Here is a 26,207-nt window from a genome sequence, read left to right as displayed (position 1 = left end):
ACCTGCCAGCTCTGGACCAACTCGTGCGCAACGCTTTTGAAGCCAGCTACGCCCGATTCATGCCCGACGCCTATGTCCGGGTGCGTCGGCAACACCTCAGAACCCCGGACAACATACGCAAGCTGCTACCCGAAACCGGCGTGGCCGAAACCAACGGCGTCCCTATGGGGTGTATCGCCTGTGATGGGGCCTTTGTGGCAGAATTGTGTGTTGATCCCGCCAGCCAGCATCAAGGGGTGGGACGAATGCTGATGCAATGGGCCGAAGACAGGCTACGCATCCGAAAGTACGGCAGCATCAGCCTGCATTGCTACGAGGCCAACAAGAACGCCCTGCGTTTCTATCGGGCCTTGGGATTCACCGTGACCGACCTTTTTCCCTCCACAAACGTGCCTGGCGGCCCTGTCACCGTCTGCCTGCTGCAAAAAGTGTTGCCCACGCCCGACATGGAGCGCGTGAAATGACACTTTCCCCCCTTCCCGTCATTCTGCTCATGGCCCTTCTCCTTCCCCTCCCGGCCCATGCCGCGCCGCCAAACACCATCACCCTCTCGCCCGAAGTGCTGGCCGGGACCAAACAACGCTATATCGAACGCGACCCGGCCATCATGCCCGCCGTGGAGGCGCTGCTCAAAGACGCGGACCGCTGTGTCACCGCTCCGGCCGAGGCTGTGGTGCTCAAACCCGGCCCTCCGCCCGGCGGCACCATGCACGACTACTGGTCCCTTGCCCCGGAATGGTGGCCGGACCCGACACGGCTGCGCGGCAGCCCCTATATCTATAAAAAGGGGACACGCAATCCCGAGGTGGACAGCGACAGGTTCGACCGTGGGCGCATGCGACGCATGGCGCGCGACGCCCTGACGCTGGCCCTGGCATGGTATCTCACCGGCAACGACCAATATGCCGGAAAAGGGTGTGCCCTGGTCTGGTCCTGGTGCTGTGACGAACTGACGCGGACCAATCCGAATCTCAAGTACGGCCGCTCGCGCCCCGGCGTGGCAAACGGCTCGGGCGACGGCATCATAGAGACCCGCGACCTGATCCGCGTGGCCGATGCCGGGCGCATCCTGAGCGGCTCCTCCCTGTGGAGCAAAGTGGAAACACGCAAGCTGGCCCAATGGTTCAAGGCGTATGCGAGCTGGCTCCAACTGAGCGACATCGGGCAGGAAGCCGCCGCCTTCCCCGACCATCGGAGCACATGGCATGATGCCCAACTGGCAGTTTTCGCCCTCTTTGCCGGGGACAGGCATCTGGCCCGATCCATTGTCGAAAAAGTAAGACAACGCTGCATCATCCCGCAGATCAATCAGGACGGGACCATGCCCGAAGAGCTGAAGCACGACCACTCACGCAACGATACCTTCTCCAACCTCCAGGCCCTTTTCGTACTGGCTTCGGTGGGAGAACGGATGGGAATCGACCTGTGGCGGGCCGAGACGCCAGACTCCGGCTCCATCAGGGCCGCGCTGGACAGGGCCGCTCCCTACATCGATCCCGACAAGGAATGGCCGTTTGGGCGATCCGGGCAATTCGATCCATTCCGCTATACGCCCCTTTTCCACCGGGCCGCGTTGGTGTATAAGGATGCCCGATACCTTGATCACCTCAAGACGCTGCCCCGGACCGGGCTGCGTACCGATCGAGCCCTGCTCTTCTACTAGGCTGGAGACCATGCTGGAACTGTTGCGCATCAAAAACCTCGCCCTGATCGAGGACGTGGAACTCGAATTTTCATCCGGCCTGAACGCCCTCACCGGCGAAACCGGCGCGGGAAAATCGTTCATCATGCGTGCCGTGGACTTCCTCATGGGCGAGCGCATGGACCCCAAACTGGTCCGGCCTGGGACGGAAAAGGCCTCGGTGGAGGCGCTCTTCGTCCTGCCCGAGGGCGAGACCGTCATCCGCCGCGAGCTTTCGGCAGAGACGGGCCGCAGCCGTGTCTTTGTCAACGATACCCTCTCCTCCCAGCCAACCATTCGCGACATGAAGTCCCGTCTGGTGGTCCACACCAGCCAGCACGGACAGCAAAAACTGCTCTCCCCCGCCTTCCAGGCCGAAGTGCTGGACCGTTTCCTGCCCGCGCCGCAGCTGCTCACCGAACGCGACGAGGCCCTGGCCGTGTTGAACGGCATCCTGGACCGCCAGCGTGCCATCCGGGAACGATATGCGGATATGGACAAACAGCGGGAGTTCCTGGAATTTCAAAAAAAAGAAATCGAAAAGGTCGATCCCCAGCCTGATGAGGAAAACGAGCTGGAGGAAATGAAAAAAACCATCCGCGACCGGGACCGCGCCGGGGAGAGCCTGCAAAACGCCCTGAACGTGCTGCACGGCGAGGTCGGTCTGCTCGACGCCATGACCCTGCTCACCCGCGAGATGGAGATCATAGCCCGCCTCTTCCCGGATTTTGAGGACGACCGGGACGCCATCGAGGAGCTGCGTATGCTCCTGCACGACCTGGACTCCCGCCTGCGTCGCGGGCCGGAAAACCTCTCCGGTGACGAGACGCCCATGAGCCTGAACGACATCGAGGCCCGGCTCTACGAACTGGCCAAGCTCAAACGCAAGCTGCGGCGAGGCCTGGACGAGATCGTGGACCTGAAAAAGGAACTCGCCGAAAACCTTTCCTTTCTCGATGCCTCGGCCCTGGACCTCAAAAATCTCCGAAAGGAAGAGGACGCGGCAGCCGCCAAACTGCGCGAAATACTCGACCAGTTGAACAAGGCGCGGGAAAAGGCCGCCAAGGAACTTTCCATCCGAATCGTGGACGAGTTGACGGACCTCGGTTTTTCCGAGCACGTCAAAGTCTTTTTCGAATTCGACGCCAAGGAGCTGTATCCCGGCTGCGAGGACCGGCGCGGCCGCCTCATGTGGGTGCCCAACCCGGGCCAGTCGCCCCAACCCCTGGAGCGCATCGCCTCGGGCGGCGAGCTCTCGCGCTTCCTGCTCGCCCTGGTCACCTTGGGTGGTAACGACCAGGACCACGACGCCCTGCCCACCCTCATCTTTGACGAGGTGGACGCAGGCATCGGCGGCCTGACCCTGGGTGCCGTGGGCAAGAAGCTCCGCACCCTGGCCGACCGCCAGCAACTCCTGCTCATCACCCATTGGCCCCAGCTGGCAGGCAAGGCGGACCGCCATTTCCTGATCCGCAAGGACGTGGTGGACGACGAGACCTTCACCCGCTGCCACCGCCTCGACCGGGACGAAATCCGGGCCGAGCTTTCCCGCATGGCTGGTGGCGGCGAGCAAGGTGATGCCCTAGCCGCCAAACTCTGCCGCTGAGCAGGGTGCGGGAAAACGGCGATCTGCGTCGTTGCTGCGAAAAGTTCAAACTCTCGCGTACGGGGAGTACGCTTCGATCTTGAACTTTTCTTGCGCCTAGCATCTCACCATTTTCCCGCACCCTGCTCCTCAAGCTCAGAGTTTGTTGGGGAAAAAAAGAAGGGGAAGGGATTTAGCTTTGGCCGATCTGCGTCGTTGCGGCGAAAAGTTCAAACTCTCGCGTACGGGGAATACGCTGCGATCTTGAACTTTTCTTGTGCCCAGCATCTCACCATTTTCCCGCACCCTGCTCCTCAAGCTCAGAGTTTGTTGGGGAAAAAGAAGGGGGGCTGTACCAGATAACTAGCCCATATGTTTCTTAACCCACTGTTTCAGTTGTTTAAACTGGCTTTGTGGATTTGTGTTGTTAAAACGCCACTCGCATTCCTTCAAAAATAGAGGGAAGTTCTTGGTCGGGATGCCGTTAAATTTTCTCATATGGCGCTTGGCCTGGTTCCAAAAGTTCTCAATTCCATTGATGTGGTTTTGCCTGTCGGCAAACAGCTTCGAATGGTTGATCCTGAAATGTTTGAATTCGGAAACGTCGAGGACATTGTAGCTGTAAAGAGCATCTGAGTACACGATACTGTCTGGTTGCACTTTCTCGCGAATAATGGGCAACAAGGTTTTGCTCTTGGCGTCAGGAATCACCTGTGTGTATACCTTTCCGCCTCTTTTCAAAATTCCAAAGACAGGCACCTTGCCTGCGGCCCCTCGGCCTCGTTTGCCCTTCCGCTTTCCTCCGAAGTAACTTTCATCGACTTCAAATTCACCAAAATCCATCCCTTCACAGGCCTCTTCTTCGGCTATGATTTCCCGGAGCCGATGAAAGAAAAAGGCGGCCGTTTTGACATTCACTCCAACCAGACCGGCGGCACAACGGGCAGTGCTGCCAGCCACAAAATGCTCAATCAATCGGAGTTGCTTATTCTGACTCAAACGACTTTTTCGCATTGCCATACCGATAACCCAGAGGAGTTATCTGGTACAGCCCCAAAGAAGGGGAAGGGATTTAACTTTGGCCGATCTGTGTCGTTGCTGCGAAAAGTTCAAACTCTCGCGTACAGGGAGTACGCTTCGATCTTGAACTTTTCTGCGCCCAGCATCTCACCATTTTCCCGCACCCTGCTCCTCACGCTCTGAGTTTGTTGGGAAAAAAGAAGGGGAAAGGGATTTTGCTTTGGCCGATCTGCGTCGCTAAGTGAGTTGCTGGATAGTCTTCACGCCGTACAATCTTATCACATTGTTATGCTGGGAGAGGTCCTGCCTCTCCCAGAATGACAAACAGCTCAATCCTGCCCCCCCCTTTAACGCATCTTATTCCGTCTTGATTTCCATTGCCCGGCCGTTGCGCCGAGTGGTCAGGAGATAGAGGAGGATGGCACCGAGGACCACGGCTCCGCCCGACAGGGTGGAGAGCGGCGGACGTTCGCCCAGGAGCAGGAAGACCCAGGTCGGGCCGAGGACAACACTGGAGAGCGCAATGGTCGCCATTTCGGATGCCGGTATATATCGGGACGAAACGGCATTCAGCACACGCCCCAGCGGAGCCGAGCCCATTCCCATGATCGCCATGACCAGCCATGTGGTGGGTGAATAGCTGCCCGGATCAGCGTGCGCGGACATGACCACGGCGATGAACAGCCCGCCCAGACCGACCACGGCCATTCGGCTCATGGACTTGTAGCGACGCCACAACGTTCCGTTCAGCCCCAGGCAGGTCACGGTGATCAGGGCCAAACCATCCCCCCAAAGATGACCGGACTGCAATCCGCCCTGCATCACCAGGAAGATGCCGACCGCAACGCCGACAATGGTCAGCCAGAGACCCTTCGGCGTCTTCTCGCGCAGGAACACCCACGAGGCCAGAGCCGTCAGCACGGGACGGCCGCTCATGATGACCATGGTATTGGCCACCGACGTATGCTTGACGCTGAGCACAAATGTGGAGGCGCTGCACATGATGAGCAGCCCGGACAGCAACAGCGGCCACCCGCCGTCGCGGAGGGTTCCGACAAGTCCCCGCCTGTCCGAGGCCTGCACCATCATCGCCATCATGACAGCGGAGAAAAGACCGAAGAGAAAGGCGGTGTCGTATCCGCCCACACCCGACAGGCGAATGAAGACCGGATCGAAACTGAGCAGCAGCCCGCCGCCCAGGGCGGCAAGCCGCCCCTTGTCATGCGTATCGGCAGGCAGAAAAGCGGCCGCATTGGATATGGACATTTTGGACTCCTTTTTATAATCATACCGTTCAGTATGATTATTTGCAGCGAAGCCGCTTGTGTCAAGTAAAATCATACTGTAGAGTATGAAAAAGAATCCGACACGGAGTTTGCAATGGGTAAAATTGAGCAGAAAAAGGAACTAAAACGGGCGAATATCCTCAAGGCGGCTTTGCACGTATTTCTCTCGGAGGGATACATCGGTGCGGGCATGGACCGCATAGCCGAACAGGCCGGGGTGACCAAGCAGACTGTTTATCGATACTTCGAGTCCAAGGAGAACCTGTTCCGCAATGCCCTGGAAGCGTTGCGCGAGAGCAACCCGAACCATTTTCTGAACGAGCTGGACAATCCCGACACACGGAAGGCGTTGACCCGCTTTGCCCAGGGATTCCTCGGCGTCCACCTATCCGAAACCCATCTGGCGGGTATCCGGCTGCTGGTGGCGGAAGGTCCCGAGGCCCCGGAAATGACCCGCGCCTTCTTCGCCGTAGGCCAGAAACAGACTACCGAGACGCTGGCCCGTTTCCTCAGGGAGCGGCTCGGTGCGGATGATCCCGACTACTCGGTCAAATTTTTTCTCGGCGCATTGTTGTCCCTGCGCATGAGTGTGCTGGTCGGGCTGTTCCCGCCCCCTTCGGCCGAGGTCATTGCCAAACACGCGGACAGGACCGTGCGCCAGTTCCTGCGCATGTTTCCCGAGGTGCGGTAAGCCTTTCCCGGCCGTTCCGCAGACGCCGGGCCGCCGCCTTCGTGTTGACACTCCGGCCCCATATTGTACAATCCGCAGCACAACGGGCAATGCCCGAACTCAGGAGTACCAATGGAAAAACAGCCCATCAACGACCGGAACATAAAACGCTATCAAAAACAGGCAAAGTCCATCATTGAGACTTTGCCTTTCATTTCCAAATTTTACGGAGAGACGATCGTAATCAAGTACGGCGGCAACGCCATGATCGACGACGACCTCAAGCGTGCCTTCGCCCTGAACATCATCCTGCTCAAGTACATCGGCATCAACCCGGTGGTCGTCCACGGCGGCGGACCGCAGATCGGGAAAATGCTCAAGGCGCTGAACATCCAGTCCACCTTCCGCGAGGGTTACCGGGTCACCGACGAGGCGACCATGGACGTGGTCGAGATGGTCCTGGTGGGCAAGGTGAACAAGGAAATCGTCAACCTGATCAACCTTAACGGCGGCAAGGCCGTGGGCCTCTCCGGCAAGGACGGTATGCTCATCCGGGCAGAGCGCAAGGAACTTTCCGTTGAGAAGAAGGACGCCCCGCCCGAGATCATCGACCTGGGCAAGGTCGGCGAGGTTCGCGCCGTCAACACCACCCTCATCAATTCCCTGCAACGCGAGGGATTCATCCCGGTCATCGCGCCCGTGGGCGTGGATGATGAGGGCAATACCTACAACATCAATGCAGACTCCGTGGCCGGTGCCGTGGCCGCAGCCCTGGGGGCCAAGCGGCTCTACCTGCTCACCGACGTGGCCGGCCTGCTGGACAAAAACGGCGAGCTTATCACCCATCTCTGCACGCGCGAGGCCTTCCAGTGCATTGAGAACGGCATCATAACCGGCGGCATGATCCCCAAGATCAAATGCTGCATCGAAGCCGTGGCCGAGGTGGAAAAGGCGGCCATTATCGACGGCCGGATGGAAAACTGCATCCTGCTGGAGCTGTTCACCAAATCCGGCATCGGCACCGAGGTGGTGGATCATTTCGAAGATGAGGAGAGGTAATGGCGCAAATAGAATGGACCCTGACCCTCGACACCGGACTGCCCCGCATAGATGAACAGCACAAACAGCTCGTGGTCTACTCCAACGACCTGATCCAGGCCATGAAAGAGAACCGGGGCGACGCCGTTCTGGAAGCTCTGTTCGAAAAACTGCTGGACTACACCGACTCCCATTTCTCCGAAGAGGAGGAGTTCATGGAGTCCGTCGGCTACCCGGACCTGGAAGCCCAACGCACCGCCCATCGCAGACTGCTCAACGAAGTCGGCCATTTTCGCGAGAAACTCCTCAGCGGCGTCCCGGTCACTCCGGAGCAGACCCTGGAGTTCATCAACGGCTGGATCATCAAGCACATCATGATCATGGACAGCAAGATCGGCGAGTTCATCACCACGCGCGCCAAAGGATAGTCCCGCCATGTCCCACGGCTTCTTCACCATCATCAGCAGGACGGAGTTCGAACAGCGGCTCGGCGAATTCGCCCCCCTTTCCGGTGAGACCGTTTCCCTGGAACAGGCCGACGGTCGAGTCCTGGCACAAGACCTCGTCGCCGGGCATGACTGGCCGCTCACCGACCGCTCGTCCATGGATGGCTATGCCGTGAATGCCCGTGACCTCTTCGGAGCCAGCGAGACCAACCCCGGCTACCTAGAATGCGTGGCCACCCTCTCCATCGACCATTTGCCGGAAATCACCGTCACCCCGGGCACCTGTGCGCGCATCAGCACCGGCGGCGTGCTCCCGCCCGGCACCGATGCCGTGGTCATGGTGGAGCACACCCAGGAAATGGGCGGCGGCACCGTGGAGATCCGCAAGACCGTCGCTCCGGGCGAAAACGTGATGCAGCGAGGCGAAGACGCCAGCGAAGGCGTGGTTTTTCTGCCTGCGGGCACGGTCATGCGTCCGCAGGAGATCGGACTGGCCGCAGCTATGGGACATCTCTCCCTGCCGCTCGTCAGCCGACCGCGTGTGGGCATCCTCTCCACCGGAGACGAACTGGTGGAAGTGGCGGACATTCCCCTGCCCGGCAAGGTGCGCGACGTGAACACGCACACCGTGGCCGCGCTGGTGGCCCGGGCAGGCGGCATCCCCGTGCCCTACGGTATTATCCGCGATGACCTGCCCAGCCTGACCAACGCTCTGGCCGAAGCGCTGCGCGACAACGACATGGTGCTCCTCTCCGGCGGCAGCTCCATCGGCGTGCGGGACCTGACCGTTGCGGCCCTGGAAGGTGTGGGCGATTCCGAAATTCTGGCCCACGGCGTGGCGCTCAGTCCCGGCAAGCCGACCATTCTCGGCCGCGCGCTGGGCAAGCCCGTGCTCGGACTGCCGGGCCAGGTGACTTCCGCTCTGGTGGTCATGCACGTCCTGGTCCTGCCGCTTGTCCGCCATCTGCAAGGCGATCCCGCAGCTTTCGATCCCTCGCGCCGGCCCATGCGCCGCGCCGAACTGGCCCGCAACGTGGCCAGCAAACCGGGCCGCGAAGATTATGTCCGCATCCGTCTGGAAACCCGCGAAGGCATGATCCCCCTCGCCCATCCGGAACTCGGCAAATCCGGCCTGCTCCGAACCATGATCCGCGCCGACGGGCTGGCGACCATCCCGGCCGAAAGCGAAGGGTTCTACCAGGGCACCGAAATCGACGTCTGGCTGGTATAAAAACGGGGGAAGGGGAGAGGGAAACCTTTTGGAAAAGGTTGCCCTCTCCCCTTCCCCCGAACCCCCATCCCCTTTTCCTTCCAAAACTTTTTGGCGCGCTTCGCGGGTAGGTTACCGACGTGTTGTCGGTAACGGACGATTCTGTGGTGAAAAGAAAAAAAGAATTTGGGGAAAGTCTGATGAGAGCTACTCGCCGATCAGGCGAATGTTGCGCCAGGGGCCTCGCCGAAAACGATACATGAAGCTTCCGGCCAGCATGATGACATAGGACAACAGGCAAAGCCACGGCGCGTGCACCGAGGTAACTCCGGCCCATGTAATCAGGGAGAGCGGGATGACCACGCAGCAGAACGAGCCCACGGCCATGACCAACATGATGAAGCGGGTATCACCAGCGCCCTTGAGGCCACCCATATAGGTAACGGCAACGGCGTCCAGCAGGGTGAAGGCGGCGATATAGCGCATCAGCACCACGCCGAGCGGCAACACTTTGTCAAACTCCACCCCGGCATCGCCTCGAGCCCGAAAAAGCTCCATGAGCCACTCCGGAAACAGCACGAACACGAGCGCCATGGCGCCCATGTAGATGAATGCGATGCGCAGCACTGTGCCCGTGGCATAAGCGGCCTGATCCGGCTCGCCCGCACCCATGGCCTGTCCGACCATGATGCTCGCGGCGATATGCATACCGATCATGGGCAAAAAGGCCAACGTCTCAATGGAAATGGCGGCGCTGGTCGCAGCGAGTTCCACAGCCCCGATCCGCCCCACCATGAATACGAAAAACGTGATGGCGAACATATCCACAAAGAACTGGATGCCGCCGGGCAGTCCATAGTGAAGAAAACGGCGGAACAGTTCCGGATCGAGCCGCCACGCGGACCGCACGTTAAATTGTTCCTCATTCTTCTTTGTGAAAATCAACAAGGAGTAGCAAATGACAGGCAACACACACCCGATGAGCGTGGCGATCCCGGCCCCGACAATACCTAGCTCCGGGAATGGTCCGTAGCCGTTTATCAGGCAGTAATCGAGAGGGATATTCAACAAGGTGGCCGTACACTGCACCAGCATCACCGCCTTGGTCAGTCCGCGCCCGGAAAAAAAGCTGGAAAGGCACGCCCCCACCAGGACAGCACCGCCACCCACGGTAAGAATACGGAAATAGGCTATCTCCTGCTCGCGCACGGCAGGCGGATGACCGGCCAGATCAAAAAGCGGACCGGCCACGAACCACAGTGAAGCCAGAATCAATCCGCTCGGCACACTGAACCACAGCCCCTGCCAAACAGCCGCCCCGACCCTTTCATGCCGGGCCGCTCCCGTATACTGGGAGACGAACACGCCCACATACTCCACAACGCCGAAGAAGAAGGAGAGGAACAGAAAGGACGACACATTTGCGGGAAACGACGCCGCGAGCGATTCCAGGGAATAGTGTCCCAGAAAGACGCGGTCGGTAAAGGTCATAACCGTAGACGAGAGCATACTGACCACCAGGGGCAGGCCTAGAATCAGGGACTCCCGATAGCCGTTTTTTGCGCTCCAGCGCTTGATTTGCATTGTCATTTCCGTAGCTGTGAATTGAAGGGAAGAAGCGCTATACGCCATTACTCCCTCATAGGCAATCAGCGTCGGGCGGGAGTTACCGCCGTCCCCCGCCACCGTTACCGACAGAATCGGAAACCTGCGGGCACCCCGTCCGAACGTTGCCGCTATTTCTCAAGCAGCTCCGGCTTCACGTATTTGGTGATGTCGTTGCCGAAATGCACGTACACATCCTCGGCACCCTTTACGGGAATCCAGAAACAATCCAGGTACAAGCCGGATTCCTTCGTCAAATCCCCCCGCCGGGTGGCCTTGCCGGTCTTGAGCATCTTACCTGCCAGACAGCCGGGGCATGGCGTTTCGCTGGGATACAGGGAGTGACATTTGATGCCCGGCCCCATGCCCAGTTCTTCCGCCCGCTGGTTTACGGCCAGGATATCCCTGCATAAGTGGATGAGCAACACAGGTTCGGGATATAAGCCCCACATGCTGTCAAAGGCATCCAATATGGACTGGTCCACCTGTTTCATTTCTCCCTCCATGAGGAGTTACTCTTCCTCGGAATCATATCCGAGATATAGTAAATAAACGTTCGGTTCATTATACTGGCAAAAAAAGGCCGATCACAGGCGGATTGCATCCCATGCCAGTTGAAAAGCGGTATCTATGGCCTGCTTTCCGATAACGGCCGCATGTCCATAGCCGGGGTTTGCCAGACAGAGAATGGGATAAAAGGAAAACATCATAAGCATATGAAAATGAACATCCTTGAGAATCTTCTCGTCCACCCCGCGCCCGAGGACCGCCATTAGCGGGCCGAAGAAGGATTCCAATCCACTGAGCCCGATACCCCTGCATGTACGGAGACTTGGAAAACGGCTCTGTATAGAGCTAATCCCCATTACTTTCAGATACATACACAAAGATGTTGTTCCAAATGGACTGCAGGACGTCCTTGTTCTCGAAATAGGTATAAAGCATGGCGGGAGAGACACCGGCGGCACCGGCTATATTGAAGACGGATGCGGCGGCGAAACCAATTTCATACCCGCCGGGCCGTAGCCTGGAGAAGGTCCTACCGCTTGTTTTCAGCCTTGATGCGCATGGACCTGAACTAAACGATCATTCAAGTATGGCAAACTGTTATTTTAGGCACCAACGGGGAACCGCTTTGGGAAATGAGAGATGAAGACGTTGATGTGTTGAGAGATATCCTATTGAAAATTGTCAGGCAAAATCACCGGACGGCTTATATATCCACCAGCGACTTGTTCCAGCTCAGCTTCCGTAAGTTGCTCATCCTGGGACTCGGGCAACGGCGTCTCTTCATGTTTATCCCGGGAGACCTCATCCTTTACTGCGTCGTTTTCTTTGGCTTTAGTCATCGTCCCACTTCCATATCGGTAAAAGGTTCAGACAGTGTCGCCCAAGTCATAGAGGCCCCGTACTGTACCTCATTTATGATAGGATACTTCTGGGTTCACTTAGTTTCAATTCATTATTGGCAAAACCCATAAAAAAGGCCCCGGCAAGATGCCGGGGCCGGTGCAACCGGATGGAGTGCGGCCGCTAATCCCTTTCTTCCATAAGCTTTTCGCCTACAGGACTTTTGAGAATTCTGGACAGGGCGTCCACCACCGAAGCATCGTACTTGGTGGCCTCGCCTGCCAGGATTTCCAGAGCGGCCTCCGGCTCCTTGGCTCCTCGGTAGGAGCGGGGCCGGATCATGGCGCAAAACACGTTGAGCGCCGAGAGGATACGGGCCGGGAGTGTGATCTCGTCATATTTGAGATGCTTGGGGTAGCCCGAACCGTCGATGCGCTCGTTCATCTGATAGATGGCGGTCAGCACGGCCTCATCGATGTCGATATCCTTGAGGATGCGGTAGGCGTGCTCCACATGCTGCTCCATGACGCCCTTTTCCTCGTCGGTGAGGCGGCCGGGCTTGGTCAGAATCTCGTTGGGCACGAACATCTTGCCTATCTGCGAGAGATTGGCAGCAGTTTCCAGTTCTGCGCTCTCGCTGTCGGAAAGGTGCATGGCCTTGCCGACGGCCACGGAGAGCCGGGCCAGAAGCTTGGTATGGCCGCCCAGGTACGGGTCCGCCGCCTCGATGGTGGACCCGAGGGCTTCCATGGCGCGCTGGACCAAGCGGCGGTTCTTCGCCTGCACGGCCACGAAGTCGGTGATGTCGCGGTAGACTTCCACGATCCCCTGACAGACGCCTTCCGCAGTATGGTACGGCGCCTTGGAAATCTGGAATTCATAGCGCTGCGAATGCAGGAAGACCGGCTCGTGGATGGTAATCTTGCGGTTCTGCTCCCGCACCTCCGCGTCCCGGGACGAGAGACGCTTGGCGGTATCAAACCCGAAGACCGCAGCCGCGTCCATACCGATTAGTTCATCCTTGTCCCGGCCCACGGCGCGGGCAAAGGCATCGTTGACGTAGGTATATTTTCCGGCAACGTCCTTGAGCGTGATGAACTCGTCGATATTGGCGTTAATGGAGTCGATGAACTGTTTCTGGGTCTCTATCTGGGAGGCCAGCTTGCGGAACTCCTCGGCAATGCGCTGGCTCTGCACGCCCGTAAGGACCCACCAGGCCAGCCCTGCCACCAAAAAGGCGGTCAGGATGCCGAGTCCGGCCACGATCCATACCGAACGGGTGAAAGCCTCCACCGGCTTCATGGCCGTATGGTAGTCGGATTCCTGCACGACCCACCAGTCCTGGGCGGGCACCTTGATGCCCATGGAGTAAACCTCGCGATCATCCTCGGAAAGCGAGGTGCGATCGCCAAACGCCAGATTTCCGTTGTCGCGGAAATCCATCTTGGCAGTAATGTCTGTGAATCCCTGGGAAGTCCAGGGGGTTACCTGACGGAAACGATCCCCGTCCTTCTGCATCAGCCGTGTCCGCTCCCCTTTTGCGGAGAGCGAGGAGTTGGACATCAGTTCCGTTATCTTACCGGTAACTTGCCGCGTCATCATCAACGCACCGATGGCCGGGTCGCTGTCCTCACGTGCATCGGGAGGAAAAACAGGCACATACACATCCATCTCCAATCCCTGCTGTGTTTTGCGCAGGGTGGAGAACGTGGCCTTTTTCTCCTTGATCGCCTTCATCGCCTGGGCCAGTTGGTCGTCCTCCATGGGCGGCAGATGCCCGTCAGTGGCGATGTATGCCTGTCCCTCGGCATTGAGAATACGGGCATTGGTAAAGCCGGAGTAAGTGGAAAACTCCCTGAGCATGTTCTGCATCATGGGCAGCTGGGCGGCCAATGCGGCCCCTTCATTGCCCGCGTCCACGTCCTCGGGCGAGACCGCGCCGAAAATGGCCGTCAGGTCGCCCTTGAGGTCGTTCACCTCAGAGGCATAGAGACGGAACAGCTCGGACTTGATGAGCCGGTCCCCCTGCTTGGAAAGGTTGGTCAGCCATGCCGAAACCATCTCCACCCTGCTGTGGGCCAGAAGGCCGAGTCGCTTCTCCTGGTTTTCCAGGCTCTCAGCCTGCCGATTGCTCACCGCTCGGCTGGCCAGAGTCAGGATACCTGCCGAAATAACCAGGACAACGGCCAGCACGACGCCTATCTTGACGCCCGCCTTGGCCCCTCCGAGGTTTTTCGGCACCTGATTTGTGATGCTCTGCTGTGCCATGGTTCACTCCATCTGGTTATTGCAGACCGCCTGGGATATGCGGTCCGTTATTTCTTGGTTGCCCGCTTGAAGAATGTATTCTTGGTTGCGGGGACATGCATCCATCGGAACTTTTCGTTCACGGAATACTGCGGCATATAATGTTTATACCGCGTATGCGGCAATACCATTACCGTCTGATTGTCCAAAACATACACATCGTCCGGAAGGTACACGGCGAGAATGGCGTGCCCGATATTCCGGATCATGTCGCGAACAGCCACTATGCGCAGCTGATCCACGGAAAATCCGAGCTCTTTCAAGGCATAGTACTTGGCAATGGCGTAATCTTCACAATCGCCTGATTTCTTGAGGAATTCTGGAGGGGATGCCCAATAGTCGCTCACGCCGTAGTTGGCGGCATCCAGCCTGTAGGGCCACTGGTTGAAAAACTTGTTTACCGCCTTGATCCGGTCCATGTCCGGCTTGCCCTTGAGCTCGGCCTTGAGCTTCATCCAGGCATTTTTGGAAGGCAGCTTGGCCATGTCCGGAGAGTTGAAATACCCTTTCCAGGACTTCATCTTCTTGAGCACGCCGGTCCACTTGGGCAGATTGTCCAGCTTGCCCTTGAACTCAATTGTTCCGAAAAGGCGGACACCGCGGGATTTGGCAGCCTTGGCCTTGGCAGGTTCGGCAGCCTGCGCCCCGGCAGCCAGACAACAGAAGATCAGCAGGGCGCAAAACGCCTTGGCGGCCACCTGAAGTACGGCTGGAGAACGGCTCATGGGCGAACCCTCGCGCTACCGTTCCCGCAGCGCGTTCTGCCTGGCTTTCAGGATAGGCTTGAGCAGGTAGTCGAGCACCGACTTCTTGCCGGTGAGAATATCCACCTGCGCCGTCATGCCCGGCATGATGGGCAGCGACTCGCCCCGATAGGTAATTGAATTGCTCTTGGTCCGCACCTTGACCAGATAGAAGCTCTCGCCCTTCTCGTTCTGGATGGTATCCGCACTGATGTTCTCCACGGTCCCGTCCAGGCCTCCGTAGATGGAGAAGTCATAGGCCGTGATCTTGACCTTGGCCTTCTGCTGCGGATGCAGGAAAGCGATGTCCGAGGGCTTGACATTGGCCTCGACGAGCAGACTGTCGTCCAGCGGAACTACTTCCATGATGGACTCGCCCGGCTTGACCACGCCTCCCAGAGTGTTGATCAGAATGTGCTTGACCACGCCCTTGACCGGCGACCGGACATCGGTACGGGTAACGCGGTCGCCACCGGCGGCCAGGGTCTCGTTGATGGAATGCAATTCCCGCCGCCGCTGATTGATCTCTTCCAAAGCATCGCTGCGGAACTCCGCCTTGCGCTGTTCCATGCGCCCCAGGGCCTCCTGGGCCGCTTTCTTAACACGCGGCAGCCCCAGAGTCAGGGCATCCACATTGCCCTTGAGCTCCAGCACCTTCTGCTCCAGGGCAAGGTAATCCAGCTCAGAGTGAATATGCTTTTCCACCAGCGGCTTGGCAATGTCTCGCTGCTTCTCCGCCACCTTGAGGGACTTTCGCAACTGGGCGCGCCGTCCCTCCATCTCGGTGACTTCGGACATCTTCTGGTCGTATTGATCTTGCAGCACACCGAGTTCGATGGACAACTGATTCATCTGGGCATGAAAGGTTCGCGTCTGGTCTCCGACGAGTTGCGGGGCCTTCTCCTTGAGGTCTTCGTCGAAAATGGGATCATGCCCTTCGACCACTGCCGTAAGGCGGGCAATGGCCGCCCGGTGTTCCTGAGCCTTGGTCTGAGCATCGCGCAGAAAACTGGCAGCCTGCTCGTTGCGCAATCGGCAAAGCAGTGTGTCCTTTTCCACTATCTGCCCTTCCTGCACAAAAATCTCGCTCAGAATGCCGCCTTCCAAGTTCTGGATTTCCTGCACGCGCTGGGACGGAATGACCTTGCCGAAGCCTTTGGTCACTTCATCGAGCACGGCCAGCTTGGCCCACACCAGAAAACCGAGAAACATAAACAGGATGGTCCCGGACATGAGGTAGGCCAAACGGCGGCCACGGCCGTAAAGGGCCTGGTCCACCTCGGACATGAACAGCAGGGTTTCTCTTCCGTATTTGTGACTATTTTTACCCATGCCTACCTCACGCAACCCTGATCTTGCCGCTGCGCAGCCCGTCCAGAACCTGTTGTTTCGGACCGTCAACCACGACGCGGCCACGGTCCATGATCACCAGCCGATCCACCAGATCCAGCATGGAATGGCGGTGGGTGATGACCAGGACGGTCTTGTCTCTGATGAACGGCTCCAGCTTGGACTTGAACCGGTATTCCGACTGGTTGTCCATGTTGCTGGAAGGTTCGTCCATGATCAGGATTTCCGGGTCGGGCAGGATGGCCCGGGCAATGGACACGGCCTGCCGCTGCCCGCCGGACAGCGAGGAACCGCGCTCGCCCACCATCATTCCGTAGCCTGCGGGATGATCCTTGACGAAATCCGTAACTCCCGCGATGTCGGCCGCGACCTTGATGGACTGGTCGTCCGCCTCGGGCAGGCCAAAGGCGATGTTGTCCTTGAGAGTGCCGTAAAAAAGCAGGGAATCCTGTGAAATGTAGCCGACTTTGCGCCGGAGCACGGCGGTATCCAGCTGACGCAGGTCGATATTGCCCACCTTCACCGCCCCCTGCACAGGCTGGTAGAGGCCGACCAAGAGCTTGCCCAGCGAGGACTTGCCCGCGCCGGTACGCCCCACCACGCCGACCTTCTCGCCCGGCTTGATGATCAGGTTGACCTCGTTCAGCACGGCCTTGTCCGTGCCAGGATAGCTGAAGGAGACATTCTCCACCTGCACGGAGGGCTCCATTTCACCGTAATGGAATGTCTCCTTGTCATCGGGACGCTCGGAAGGCATCTCCATGAGCATATCCAGGGCTTTCATGGCCATGCGCGACTGCTGGAAACGGGCCAGCAGCCCGGCCACGGCGGAAAGCGGGGCCATGGATCGGCCCGCCAAAATATTGCAGGCGATCAGCCCGCCGACGGTCAGCTTGCCCTCGCCGATGAGGTAGACGCCGGTGATGATGATGGCCACGGAGACCATCTGGGTGATGAACATGGAAAAGGTGACCGAAACGTTGGCCAGCACCTTGGCCCGGCTGTTGGACAGCGCGGACATGCCGACGACGTTCTCCCACCGGGCCTGCATACGGCCCTCGGCCATGGAGGTCTTGATAGTCTCCAGCCCCTGCACGATCTCGAAGAGGAGCGCGTATTTCTGGGTGGATTCCTTGTAGTGCCCCTCGATGATGTGCTGGAACGGCCCTTGGAGGACCAGTCCGAATATCACGACGACGGGCACGGCGATGAACACCGGCCAGGCCACGGCCCCGCCGATGTAGTGGATGAGCGCGATGAAAACGAACAGGAACGGCAGATCGATGAGCGCCACCAGCGATGAGGAGCTGAAGAACTCGCGCAGGGACTCGAACTCACGGATGTTGTTGGCCACCGCTCCGGCGGATTCCGGCATGTAGTCCAGCCGCGCGGACATGAGATGCTGCATGATCCGGCTGCCGATGAGCACGTCGGCGTTGCGCCCGGCCACGTCCACGAAATAGGCGCGCAGGTTCTTGAGCAGGAACCCGAACAGATAGGCGATGGCAATGCCGATGGCCAGCACCCAGAGCGTGTCCGTGGCATTGTTCGGCACCACCCGGTCATAGACGTTCATCGTGAACAACGGCGCCGCGATGATGATCAGGTTGGTAACGATGGAGGCGGCAATGACATGGCGGTAGATGGGCCAGAAACGGAAAATGACGTCCCAGAACCAACGCTTGGTCTTGACCAGCTTCAGCTCGCTGGCCCGCTTGTCCAGCTTGGACTGCCGATGGCAGAAGATGGCGTAGCCGGTGTATTCCTCTTCCAGTTTCTCAAGGGGAATTTCACTCTCGTCCATGCCGTGGCCGGGGATAAACACCGTGGCCTTGTCCTCGCCGGTATCCACCAGCACGCAGGCGTTGCCCCCGCGCAAGAGCAGCATGCAGGGCATGACCAGCTTGGTGATGCCGCGCAGGTTCTCCCGGTACACGGTTTTGGCCTGGATGCCGATATGCTCTGCCGCTCGGACGATGGAGGCGGCGGTGATGACCCCCTCTTTTTGCGGGATGCCCGCCTTGAGGGTGGCCGAGGACACGGGCTTGCCCAACAGTCGGCTGATGATCGAAAGACAGATGACCAAGGGCGGCTGGTAATCTATGTCCTTTGGCGAAATACGTTCGTCGCTCTCCATATCCGTCCCGGACTGTGGCTGGGATTCCTGGCCAGGGGTTCCGCCGCCGGGAGCAGCGGCTGCGGCGGCTTTCGCAGCCTGTTCCGCTGAGGCTTTCGCAGCCTGTTCCGCAGCGGATGTACGCGGCCCGGGAGCAGCGCCGGAATCGGGACGCCCCCCGGCCGAAGCATTGCCGGAAGGGGCATTGCCGACCGGTTTTTTGGCAGCCCGCACCTTGCCGACGGGCTTTCCCGCCGGCTCCGGCTTGGAGCCGCCGGATTCCGGGAACAGTTCATCCCGAACATCGTCTATGTTCTTTTTTTTCTCTTCAGCCATACATCTCACTTATGTCCCGGAACATACCCCTTGCAGCCCACCGCCCGGCACGCCGTTCATCAAACCTAGAAAAGCAATCCCAACCTTTTCCTTCGATATCATTTTTGTCAAGTTTCATTTGGGCGTTATGCCAGCAATCCCGCCGGTTTTCGGTTTTTTCCACAGCCTTGCCGATGGGAATTGCAGATGATGTTCCGCCTAGCCGTCAACGGTGACGAGAATCTTGCCCAGAGCCTCTCCCGAAGCCCAGTAGCGATGGGCCTCTGCCACCTCGGTATAGTCGAAACGATGGCTATCCAACAGCACGGCCAGATGGTCATCGTCCACCATCCCGGCAATCTCGTGCAGGATGCGCCCGTAAAGCGGCCTGCCGTCGCCCGTCATGAGCGGGAGCAGCATGAAAACAACATGGAGCGTCAGCCCCTTGGCGTGCATGGCGGCAAGGTCATGCGTCGCGCGGGTGGAGGTGGAAACGACCTGTCCGCCAATGGCCGCGGCCTCGAAGGACTGATCCAGGCAGGCGCCGCCCACGGTGTCCAAAACAACGTCGAATCCCTCGCCGTCGGTGCACTCGGCCACATAGTCGGCCACCGCCATCTCCCGATAGGGAATGGGCGTGGCTCCGAGGCTCTCCACCACAGCGGCCTTGTCGTCGCTGGACACGGTGGCAAACACCTTGGCCCCGGCGTGCTGGGCGAGCTGCACGGCAACGTGCCCCACGCCCCCTGCCCCGCCATGGACCAGCAGCGTCCGGCAGGGCTTTATCCGCGCCCGCTCGAAAAGGGCCAGCCAGGCAGTGATGGAAACAAGCGGCAGAGCCGCCGCCTCCGCCAGGTCCATGCACTTGGGCGCATGGGCCAGCAGCCGCTCGTCGGCAACCATGTATTCACCCAGGGCACCGGGCATATTGACCAGCCCCCCGGCGCATCCGAAAACCCGGTCGCCGGGCTGGAACTTCGACATGGAATGCGGAATGTCCGCCACCACACCGGAGACGTCCATGCCGGGCACAGCGGGCAACTCAGGCGCAAATCCCAGCTTATCCCCCATGGTGGCTATCTTGTTGTCGATGGGATTGAAACTGGACCCGACGACCTTGATGAGGACTTCGCCGGGCCGGGGCTCCGGCCGTTCGACGTCGCGGAGGGCAAAAGAGAAATCCTCGCCGTACCGCTCAAGCATCATTGCTTTCATGGCTTATACCTCCCGGTATCGCAGGCCACGATAGCCCGCGTCACGTTTTTTGTAAATTATTGCCGGGGAAATAGGAAAAACATCAAAACCGGACAAACTGCGGCGGCGGCTTGACCGCACCGCCATGCGCATTGAATCGGACGGTCCCGGTCAGGGATTCGGGTGCGGGTTCATGCAGGGCCGCAGCCACCTTTTCCGGTTCGCAGGTCCCAGCCCGACCGGCCGCCCCGGCCAGCAGCCGAACGGCATCACAGCCGAACAGGGCGTCCACGCCGGGAGCCTGATTGAATTCGGCGCGATATCTGTCCACAAAGACCTTGTACCCGGCAGGTCGTTCCTCTTTCCCGTAATACAACGTACCGTAAAATTTACGCTTGGCCTCGGCAATGTGCGGGAAGTCGCCTATAATGACAAAAGGACAATCCAAGCCCACGGCACGACAGGCGGAGACAAGCGGCAGGACCTTGTTGCGCCCCACGGCCAGGACCATGGCATCCAGTCCGAGCTCCCGCCTCCATTGGTCCATGTGCTTCGCCACGTCACCCTTCTTCCCATAGCCATAGGAGAGCACCACGCGCAGGCCGCGCCATTCCGCCTGCGACTCGAACTCGCGGGCCAGACGCGCGCCCCGGAACCCCTCGGCGTAAACCAGTCCGACCCGTTTCCACCCCTTGCTGCGCACCATGTCCAGCGCGCTCCGGCTGACCATGGCCGAGTCCAGGGCATTGCCGAATATCAGGGGAAAGGTGTTGTCCGTATAGGCCATGCCCGGCGTATTGGGCGACAGGGCCAGCACCCCGTAAAAGGCGTAATTCTGTGCCACCTCGGCCAGTGTCGGCACGCTGGTGTGCCCGACCACAAAGGGAATCCTGGGGTCGGATGCAAAGGACTGCGCCGCCTCCAAGGCACCTTTCTCACTTCCCCTGTCGTCGCGGGGCACCAGTACCACCTTGCGTCCGAGGACGCCGCCCTTCTCGTTGACCCATGTCGCGGCCAGTTGCGCCCCTTTCAGAATTTCGGGATGGGTGGCCCAGTCTCCGGCCACGCCGATATAAAGCTCCTTGGCGGAACCGGACGCCATGTCCAGCCGTTCCTCCAACACGCGATTGAAAACATCATCCTCCCGCAGGTCGTCGCGCACGCCCACGCTGACCCAGAACAGGCAGACAAAGGCGGCAAAGCCGAAAACGATCCAGGCGGTCAATCCCTTCATCGGCCGTCTCCTTCCATCTGGCGCGATGCCAGCCGGGCGAACAGTCCCTTCTTTTCCATCAACTGGTCAAAGGTGCCTGTCTCCACCACCATGCCCTGCTGCATGACGTAGATGAGGTCCGCCTCACGCACGGTGGAGAGCCGGTGCGCCACCACGATGCGCGTGGCGTTGAGGGCTTGGAGGTTGCGCATCACCTTGGCCTGGCTGGCGTTGTCCAAGTTCGAGGTGGCCTCGTCCAGCAGGAAGATACGCGGTTTTTTGGACAGGGCGCGAGCTATCATGATCCGCTGCTTCTGGCCGCCGGAAAACGTTCCGCCGCCATGGGGCACAAAGGTGTGCATCCCCATGGGCATGGCACGGATGTCCTCGTCCACGGCCGCCAGCTTGGCGGCCTGCCAGGCATCCTCCTCGCACACGTTCTTGGACGCTCCCATGATGTTGAAAAAGATATTGCCCTGAATCAGCTCGCCGTTCTGGATGACCGAACCGATCTGGCGGCGCACCTTGACCGGGTCCAGACGCCGCAGGGGCTTGCCGTCGAAAAGCACGGCCCCGCCCACAGGCTGGTGAAACCCGAGCAACAGCTTAAGCAGCGTGGATTTGCCAGATCCGCTGGGACCGACAATAGCCACGAACTGACCGGGCGCGGCCTTGAAGCTGACCTGTCGCAGGCTCGGCTGGTTCGCGCCCTCATAGGAGAAGCTGAGACCCACGGCCTCCACCGCACCCATGAGTTTGCCGGGATCTTCAAGCGCGGCGTGGGTTTCGGGCGTGGCGTCCAAAATCGGCTTGGCCCGCTGATACATGGGTTTGATGAAAATCATCGACACGCCGACCTGGGCCATGGTGGCCATGGCCGCCGTCAGCTGCCCGAGGGCGGAATTGAAACAAAGGAAGCTGCCCAGGGACAACTGCTGGCTCATGCCGCTGAACACGAACAGGCCGAACACCAGCATACTGGAAAACAGCGGCAGCCCGGTGGTGTATACCGTGACCACGTTGTGCCCCCGCCCGATGGCGTAGGAGATCTTGCGCAGTTCGGAAAAAGTCTCCATCCAGCGGGCAAAGGCGTTGGCCTCGGCCCCGGCGGCACGCAGCTTGTTGATGCCGGTGATGAGCTGCAACTCCATTCCGGCCAGCCGGCCGATGGCGTTCTGCACGCGGCTCTGGGCACGCATCTGCTGCTTCATGATGAAGTAGGCGAAGAGCATGGAAAAGGAGAGAATGACCAGCACGACAAGGGAAAGCTGCCAGGAATAGATGGCCAGCAACACCAGATTAGTCAGGGCGAAAACAGCAGAAAGCAGCCCGGAGAGCACGGCTCCGGAAAGGGACTGGCGGATATTGTCCACGGCCATGACGCGATCGGAAAGATCACCGGCCGGGAATTTCTTGAAAAACTCGATGGGCAGCCTGAGCAACTTGCCGAACACGGCGGACTGGAGCGAGACCTGGGCAAGGGTCTCCGCACGGAGCAGGGCCGCGCTCTTGACCATCTGGAAGACGGTAGCCCCCACGGCTATCATGATCAGGCCGAAGACGATCTGGCCGAGCATCCCGTATTCGCCGTTGGTGATGACAGTGTCCACCGTGGCCGACATGGCCATGGGCAACCCGAAACCGGCCACCCCGCCCAAGAGGCCCATGCAGGCGATCAACGCGATTTCCCGGCCGCATCCCCGGAAGGCGAACTTGGTCAGCCCGGCGGGAGCGGCGGCCGAAGCAGGCAGCGGAGGATAGAGCTGAAGCGCCGAACCGGAAAGTGTGGCGGACACGTCTTCGGTCACCGGCGTATGCCTGCCGGAAGCGGGATCGGCCACCACATAGCCTTTGCCCGAAGGCAAAAGGGCAACGGCCTTTCGTTCATGGTCCTCACCGACAAAGCCGAGCAACGGCCCGGAGTCGATGTTGAACCACGTACCGGAAAGCTCCACTTCTCGGGAATAAAACCCGTTATGTCCCAGAATATCCTCTACCTGTTCGTCCAGGCCGGGCCGCAGCCGGGGCGGTTCGTTCACCTGGGCCCCCAGCCGCTTCGCCACCAGGCGCACGGCCTCGATGACGCCGGGCGCTCCGGCCTCGAATCCGGCCTTGGGGTCCACCACGGCGGCAGCTCTGCCAAGGGCCTTGGAAAACTCCTCGCTTCGATGCCGGGAGCTGTCCATCAGGTGCCGGAGCTTGGTCAGGGCGAGGTCGGAAAAGCCCTCGAAAACCATGGCCACGGCCATGGCCGCGAACGAGGCAAAGGCATCGAAGAACACCCCGGCCCGGACCACGTCTTCAGTGGAGACGCAAACCAGCCTGCCGCTCTCGATCATGTCGACCCAGAGATTGCCGCCCAGGGGATGAAAGACATTGCCCTCCAGCTTGCCCAGGGCTTCCCCGCCACCATAGGCTACAGCGCCGGAGTCCACACGGAACCACAGTTCACTGAGGGCGGCGGCCTGCGTCCCCTTGCTCAGGCGAAAATTACCGCCCGGTTTCAGCATCTTGAGGACCGACGGCGGCGGAATGTCCGGACTGACAAGCGAAGCGACCTGGCGCACGGAGTCGGACACCATCGGGGCTGCCCCCTTGGCATCTGATCGGCACTGATGAATGAAATCCTCGGCCATCATGGGCACCAGCCGGGTGCCGGGCGAGGATTCGAGAAAAACACGCACGCGGCCAGCCATTTCGCCGGAGGAGAAGCCGAAGATGTACCCGCCCTCCTCGGCCTTGAACAGGGTACGCGAGGCGCGCGGCAATCCCGCCTCGGGCGCAGGCTCCACCATCACGCTGGCCGCGCCGCGTTCCACGCGCCAGACCATGCCGGTGTCGTCCAGTTCGATGCGCCTTCTGGGAATAGCTCTGGCCACTTACCGGCCCTCCGAATTGACGAGTTCCGCGTAGGCGCCGTTCAGCGCCATCAGGGCCTCGTGGGTGCCGCGCTCCGCCACTTTGCCGTGGTCCAGGACGATGATCTCGTCCGCATCGCGGATGGTGGAAAGGCGATGGGCCACAATGAGGCAGGTGCAGCCGCGCTGACGGATATTGTAGTCCACTTCGGCTTCCTTGACCGTATCCAGGGAATTGGTGGCCTCGTCCAGAATCAGGATGGCCGGGTTGGAGACAAGCGCGCGGGCAATCTCCAGGCACTGGCGCTGGCCGCCCGAAAGGTTGGCACCGTTTTCCAGCAGCGTACCGTCCAGGCCACCGGGCAGTCCGGCCACCACGTCGTAGATGACCGCATCCTGGCAGGCCCGCACCAGGGCCTCGTCACCCACCGTCGGGTCCCACAGGGTCAGGTTCTCGCGCACTGAGCCGGAAAAGAGAAATATCTGCTGATCCACCATCTGCACGGCATCGCGCACCACAAAGGGCGGCAGCTCGGCGCGCGGCGTGCCGTCTATGCGAACCTCGCCGGACCACGGCTTGTACAATCCGGCCACCAGCTTGGCCAAAGTGGACTTGCCCGACCCCGAACCGCCCACCAGCGCAACCCGCGCGCCCGGTGCCACGGACAGGGAAAAATTCTCGATGAGCGGCGGCATCAGCGGGCTGTAGCCAAAGGTTACATTGTCCAGCTCCAGGCCGCCGTTGACGGCGCTGGCCGCGAACATCACAGTCTCGCCATCGGCCATGAGCGACTCGGCGTCGGCCTCCACCGGATGGGTGAGCACGTCGTCCAGCCGCCGCAGGGACGCGCCAGCATCCTGCAACGATCCGGCAAGGGCGGTCAGCTGATTCACGGGGTCGAAGAGCATGGCCGCAAAGGCCTGGAAAGCCACCAGCTCGCCGAGGGTCATGTGCCCCTGCATGACGCGCACGGCTCCGGCCCCAAGGACGACCACCCCGGTGAGCATGGTCAGAGCCGAGGGGACCAGCCCCATAAAATTCGCCAGAGACCCCAGCCGCTGCGCCGACTGCACCGCCGTGGCATGGTGCCCGGCCCAGAAGGCGAAGACGTCCTCTTCCATCCCCTGGGCCTTGATGGTGTCCACGGTCTGGAGCACGGCCATGGACGTGGCGTCCACCTTGCCCCGCTCCTGCGCCATGCGCATGGACTCATCATGCCGTCGGGGCCCCGCCACCTTGAGCACCGCACCATTCAGCACGATGACCAGCAGGGCGAAGAGGGTGAGCGTCCAGTCGTAAAAGCACATGGCGATCACATAAAAACTCGCCAAAAAGAGATTGAGCGCCCCGGTGGTGAATTGGGCCGAGAGCAGCCCGGCCACAACCTCGTTGAGACGGCAGCGCTGGGTGATCTCCGGGGCGTAGCGTTGGGCGAAGAATCGGGCCGGAAGCCGCAGGACGTGCCACATGAACCGGCTGGACGAGGCAAGAGTCAGCTTGGTCTGCATCTTGAGGATGTAGTGCTGCTGAATCCAGGACAATGAGGATCGGATAAGCAGAGTCAGCAGCATGGCAAGCAGAAGTGGACCGGCCCAGTTGAGATGGCTGGCCACCAGAACCTTGTCCACGAACACCTTGGAAAATATCGGAATGGCCAGTGCGGGCATCACCAGCAGCAGCGAGAGGGCGATGATGAGCCAGAGGGCCTCGCGTTCCCCGGCCATACGCTCGCGCAGCCCCTCCCACAGCCGGAAGGGACGGCCGCCCTTTTCAAAATCCGGCCCCGGCTCGAACTCCAAAACAACGTCGGAGTAATCCCGTTCCAGCTCCTCCCGGGTAACCCGCCGGTGTCCGCTGGCCGGGTCATTCAGGTAGATATGCCTGTCATCCGCCCCTTCCAGAACCAGGAAATGGGAGTGACGCCAGAAAATAATCGCCGGGAAAACGGTTTTTTCAAGCAAGGTAGCGGCATCGCGTCGATATCCGTGTCCTTCCAGGCCGTGCATTCGTCCGGCCCGGAGCACATTGGCCGCGCGGGAGCCGTCACGGTTGACGCCGCACTCCTCACGCAGGGTGGAGAGAGGAATATAGGCGCCATGATGCCCGAGGACAGCCCCGAGCGCCGCGGCTCCACACTCCACGGCCTCCATCTGAAGCACCGTGGGCGTCTTCGCTCTTTTCGATTTTCCGCCGTTGTTCATTTTTTGTATTATGCCAAG

At 60.0% G+C, this 26,207-nt stretch carries 21 protein-coding genes; 7 read left to right on the top strand and 14 right to left on the bottom strand.

The window, feature by feature from the left end; all coding sequences use genetic code 11:
* Window positions 1-23: 23 nt before the first annotated feature.
* From ACI0FG_RS02630 to ACI0FG_RS02620, 3 genes are read left to right on the top strand one after another with little or no spacing between them, the layout of a single operon-like run.
* The gene (locus ACI0FG_RS02630) at window positions 24-464 is read left to right on the top strand and encodes a GNAT family N-acetyltransferase (RefSeq protein ID WP_419787003.1); all 441 of its coding nucleotides are present in this window, start codon (window positions 24-26) and stop codon (window positions 462-464) included.
* The gene (locus ACI0FG_RS02625; protein ID WP_419787002.1) at window positions 461-1,663 is read left to right on the top strand and encodes an alginate lyase family protein; all 1,203 of its coding nucleotides are present in this window, start codon (window positions 461-463) and stop codon (window positions 1,661-1,663) included. Before ACI0FG_RS02630 ends, ACI0FG_RS02625 begins: the two co-directional genes overlap by 4 nt.
* Before the next feature lie 10 nt (window positions 1,664-1,673).
* A complete protein-coding gene (locus ACI0FG_RS02620) occupies window positions 1,674-3,287 on the top strand; it encodes a DNA repair protein RecN (protein WP_419787001.1) in 1,614 nt (537 codons plus the stop codon).
* A 342-nt stretch (window positions 3,288-3,629) separates the two neighbouring features.
* Here the strand turns inward: ACI0FG_RS02620 and ACI0FG_RS02615 are convergent, their stop codons facing one another.
* Together ACI0FG_RS02615 and ACI0FG_RS02610 are read right to left on the bottom strand one after the other, a co-directional pair.
* Entirely contained in the window at window positions 3,630-4,280 is a 651-nt protein-coding gene (locus ACI0FG_RS02615; RefSeq protein WP_419788348.1) for an IS1595 family transposase, read from the bottom strand.
* Between the two features lie 363 nt (window positions 4,281-4,643).
* Window positions 4,644-5,552: a DMT family transporter gene (locus tag ACI0FG_RS02610; protein WP_419787000.1), complete on the bottom strand. Its 909-nt coding sequence runs from the start codon at window positions 5,550-5,552 to the stop codon at window positions 4,644-4,646.
* Between the two features lie 114 nt (window positions 5,553-5,666).
* Between ACI0FG_RS02610 and ACI0FG_RS02605 the strand changes: the two genes are divergently transcribed.
* The 4 genes from ACI0FG_RS02605 (at window position 5,667) to glp (ending at window position 8,957) form a co-directional block, all read left to right on the top strand.
* Entirely contained in the window at window positions 5,667-6,263 is a 597-nt protein-coding gene (locus tag ACI0FG_RS02605) for a TetR/AcrR family transcriptional regulator (RefSeq protein WP_419786999.1), read from the top strand.
* A gap of 141 nt (window positions 6,264-6,404) precedes the next feature.
* Window positions 6,405-7,301, top strand: a complete 897-nt coding sequence (gene argB / locus ACI0FG_RS02600; protein ID WP_419788347.1) for an acetylglutamate kinase — start codon at window positions 6,405-6,407, stop codon at window positions 7,299-7,301.
* A complete protein-coding gene (locus ACI0FG_RS02595) occupies window positions 7,301-7,708 on the top strand; it encodes a bacteriohemerythrin (protein ID WP_419786998.1) in 408 nt (135 codons plus the stop codon). The genes argB and ACI0FG_RS02595 overlap by 1 nt, the downstream gene beginning before the upstream one ends.
* A gap of 7 nt (window positions 7,709-7,715) precedes the next feature.
* Entirely contained in the window at window positions 7,716-8,957 is a 1,242-nt protein-coding gene (gene glp, locus ACI0FG_RS02590) for a molybdopterin molybdotransferase MoeA (RefSeq protein WP_419786997.1), read from the top strand.
* Window positions 8,958-9,143: 186 nt separating this feature from the next.
* Here the strand turns inward: glp and ACI0FG_RS02585 are convergent, their stop codons facing one another.
* From ACI0FG_RS02585 to ACI0FG_RS02530, 12 genes are all read right to left on the bottom strand, one after another.
* Window positions 9,144-10,520 carry an MATE family efflux transporter gene (locus ACI0FG_RS02585; RefSeq protein WP_419786996.1) on the bottom strand — a complete coding sequence of 459 codons (1,377 nt, stop codon included), beginning with the start codon at window positions 10,518-10,520 and terminating at the stop codon, window positions 9,144-9,146.
* Window positions 10,521-10,672: 152 nt separating this feature from the next.
* Complete coding sequence (locus ACI0FG_RS02580; protein WP_419786995.1) at window positions 10,673-11,035, bottom strand: hypothetical protein; 363 nt, start codon at window positions 11,033-11,035, stop codon at window positions 10,673-10,675.
* Window positions 11,036-11,396: 361 nt separating this feature from the next.
* A complete protein-coding gene (locus ACI0FG_RS02575; protein WP_419788346.1) occupies window positions 11,397-11,546 on the bottom strand; it encodes a TetR/AcrR family transcriptional regulator in 150 nt (49 codons plus the stop codon).
* 173 nt (window positions 11,547-11,719) lie between these two features.
* The gene (locus ACI0FG_RS02570) at window positions 11,720-11,890 is read right to left on the bottom strand and encodes a hypothetical protein (RefSeq protein ID WP_419786994.1); all 171 of its coding nucleotides are present in this window, start codon (window positions 11,888-11,890) and stop codon (window positions 11,720-11,722) included.
* 184 nt (window positions 11,891-12,074) lie between these two features.
* Entirely contained in the window at window positions 12,075-14,159 is a 2,085-nt protein-coding gene (locus ACI0FG_RS02565) for an HD domain-containing phosphohydrolase (RefSeq protein WP_419786993.1), read from the bottom strand.
* Window positions 14,160-14,206: 47 nt separating this feature from the next.
* The gene (locus ACI0FG_RS02560) at window positions 14,207-14,923 is read right to left on the bottom strand and encodes a transglutaminase-like cysteine peptidase (RefSeq protein ID WP_419786992.1); all 717 of its coding nucleotides are present in this window, start codon (window positions 14,921-14,923) and stop codon (window positions 14,207-14,209) included.
* Window positions 14,924-14,938: 15 nt separating this feature from the next.
* A complete protein-coding gene (locus ACI0FG_RS02555) occupies window positions 14,939-16,273 on the bottom strand; it encodes an HlyD family type I secretion periplasmic adaptor subunit (RefSeq protein WP_419786991.1) in 1,335 nt (444 codons plus the stop codon).
* 7 nt (window positions 16,274-16,280) lie between these two features.
* Window positions 16,281-18,428 carry a type I secretion system permease/ATPase gene (locus ACI0FG_RS02550; RefSeq protein ID WP_419788345.1) on the bottom strand — a complete coding sequence of 716 codons (2,148 nt, stop codon included), beginning with the start codon at window positions 18,426-18,428 and terminating at the stop codon, window positions 16,281-16,283.
* Window positions 18,429-18,941: 513 nt separating this feature from the next.
* Window positions 18,942-19,937, bottom strand: a complete 996-nt coding sequence (locus tag ACI0FG_RS02545; protein ID WP_419786990.1) for a zinc-binding dehydrogenase — start codon at window positions 19,935-19,937, stop codon at window positions 18,942-18,944.
* Between the two features lie 82 nt (window positions 19,938-20,019).
* A complete protein-coding gene (locus tag ACI0FG_RS02540) occupies window positions 20,020-21,150 on the bottom strand; it encodes an ABC transporter substrate-binding protein (RefSeq protein WP_419786989.1) in 1,131 nt (376 codons plus the stop codon).
* Window positions 21,147-24,008, bottom strand: coding sequence for an NHLP bacteriocin export ABC transporter permease/ATPase subunit (locus tag ACI0FG_RS02535; RefSeq protein WP_419786988.1), 2,862 nt, complete (start codon window positions 24,006-24,008; stop codon window positions 21,147-21,149). Before ACI0FG_RS02535 ends, ACI0FG_RS02540 begins: the two co-directional genes overlap by 4 nt.
* Window positions 24,009-26,189 (bottom strand): NHLP family bacteriocin export ABC transporter peptidase/permease/ATPase subunit, encoded by a 2,181-nt coding sequence (locus ACI0FG_RS02530; RefSeq protein WP_419786987.1) that lies wholly within the window; start codon window positions 26,187-26,189, stop codon window positions 24,009-24,011.
* Between the last annotated feature and the right edge of the window lie 18 nt (window positions 26,190-26,207).

Source organism: Pseudodesulfovibrio sp. 7M6 (genome assembly GCF_050058625.1).
GTDB classification, from domain to species: domain Bacteria; phylum Desulfobacterota; class Desulfovibrionia; order Desulfovibrionales; family Desulfovibrionaceae; genus Pseudodesulfovibrio; species Pseudodesulfovibrio salinus.
The sequence above is the reverse complement of the archived record's forward strand: the minus strand, read 5'-3'. Positions and strand labels throughout refer to the sequence as shown.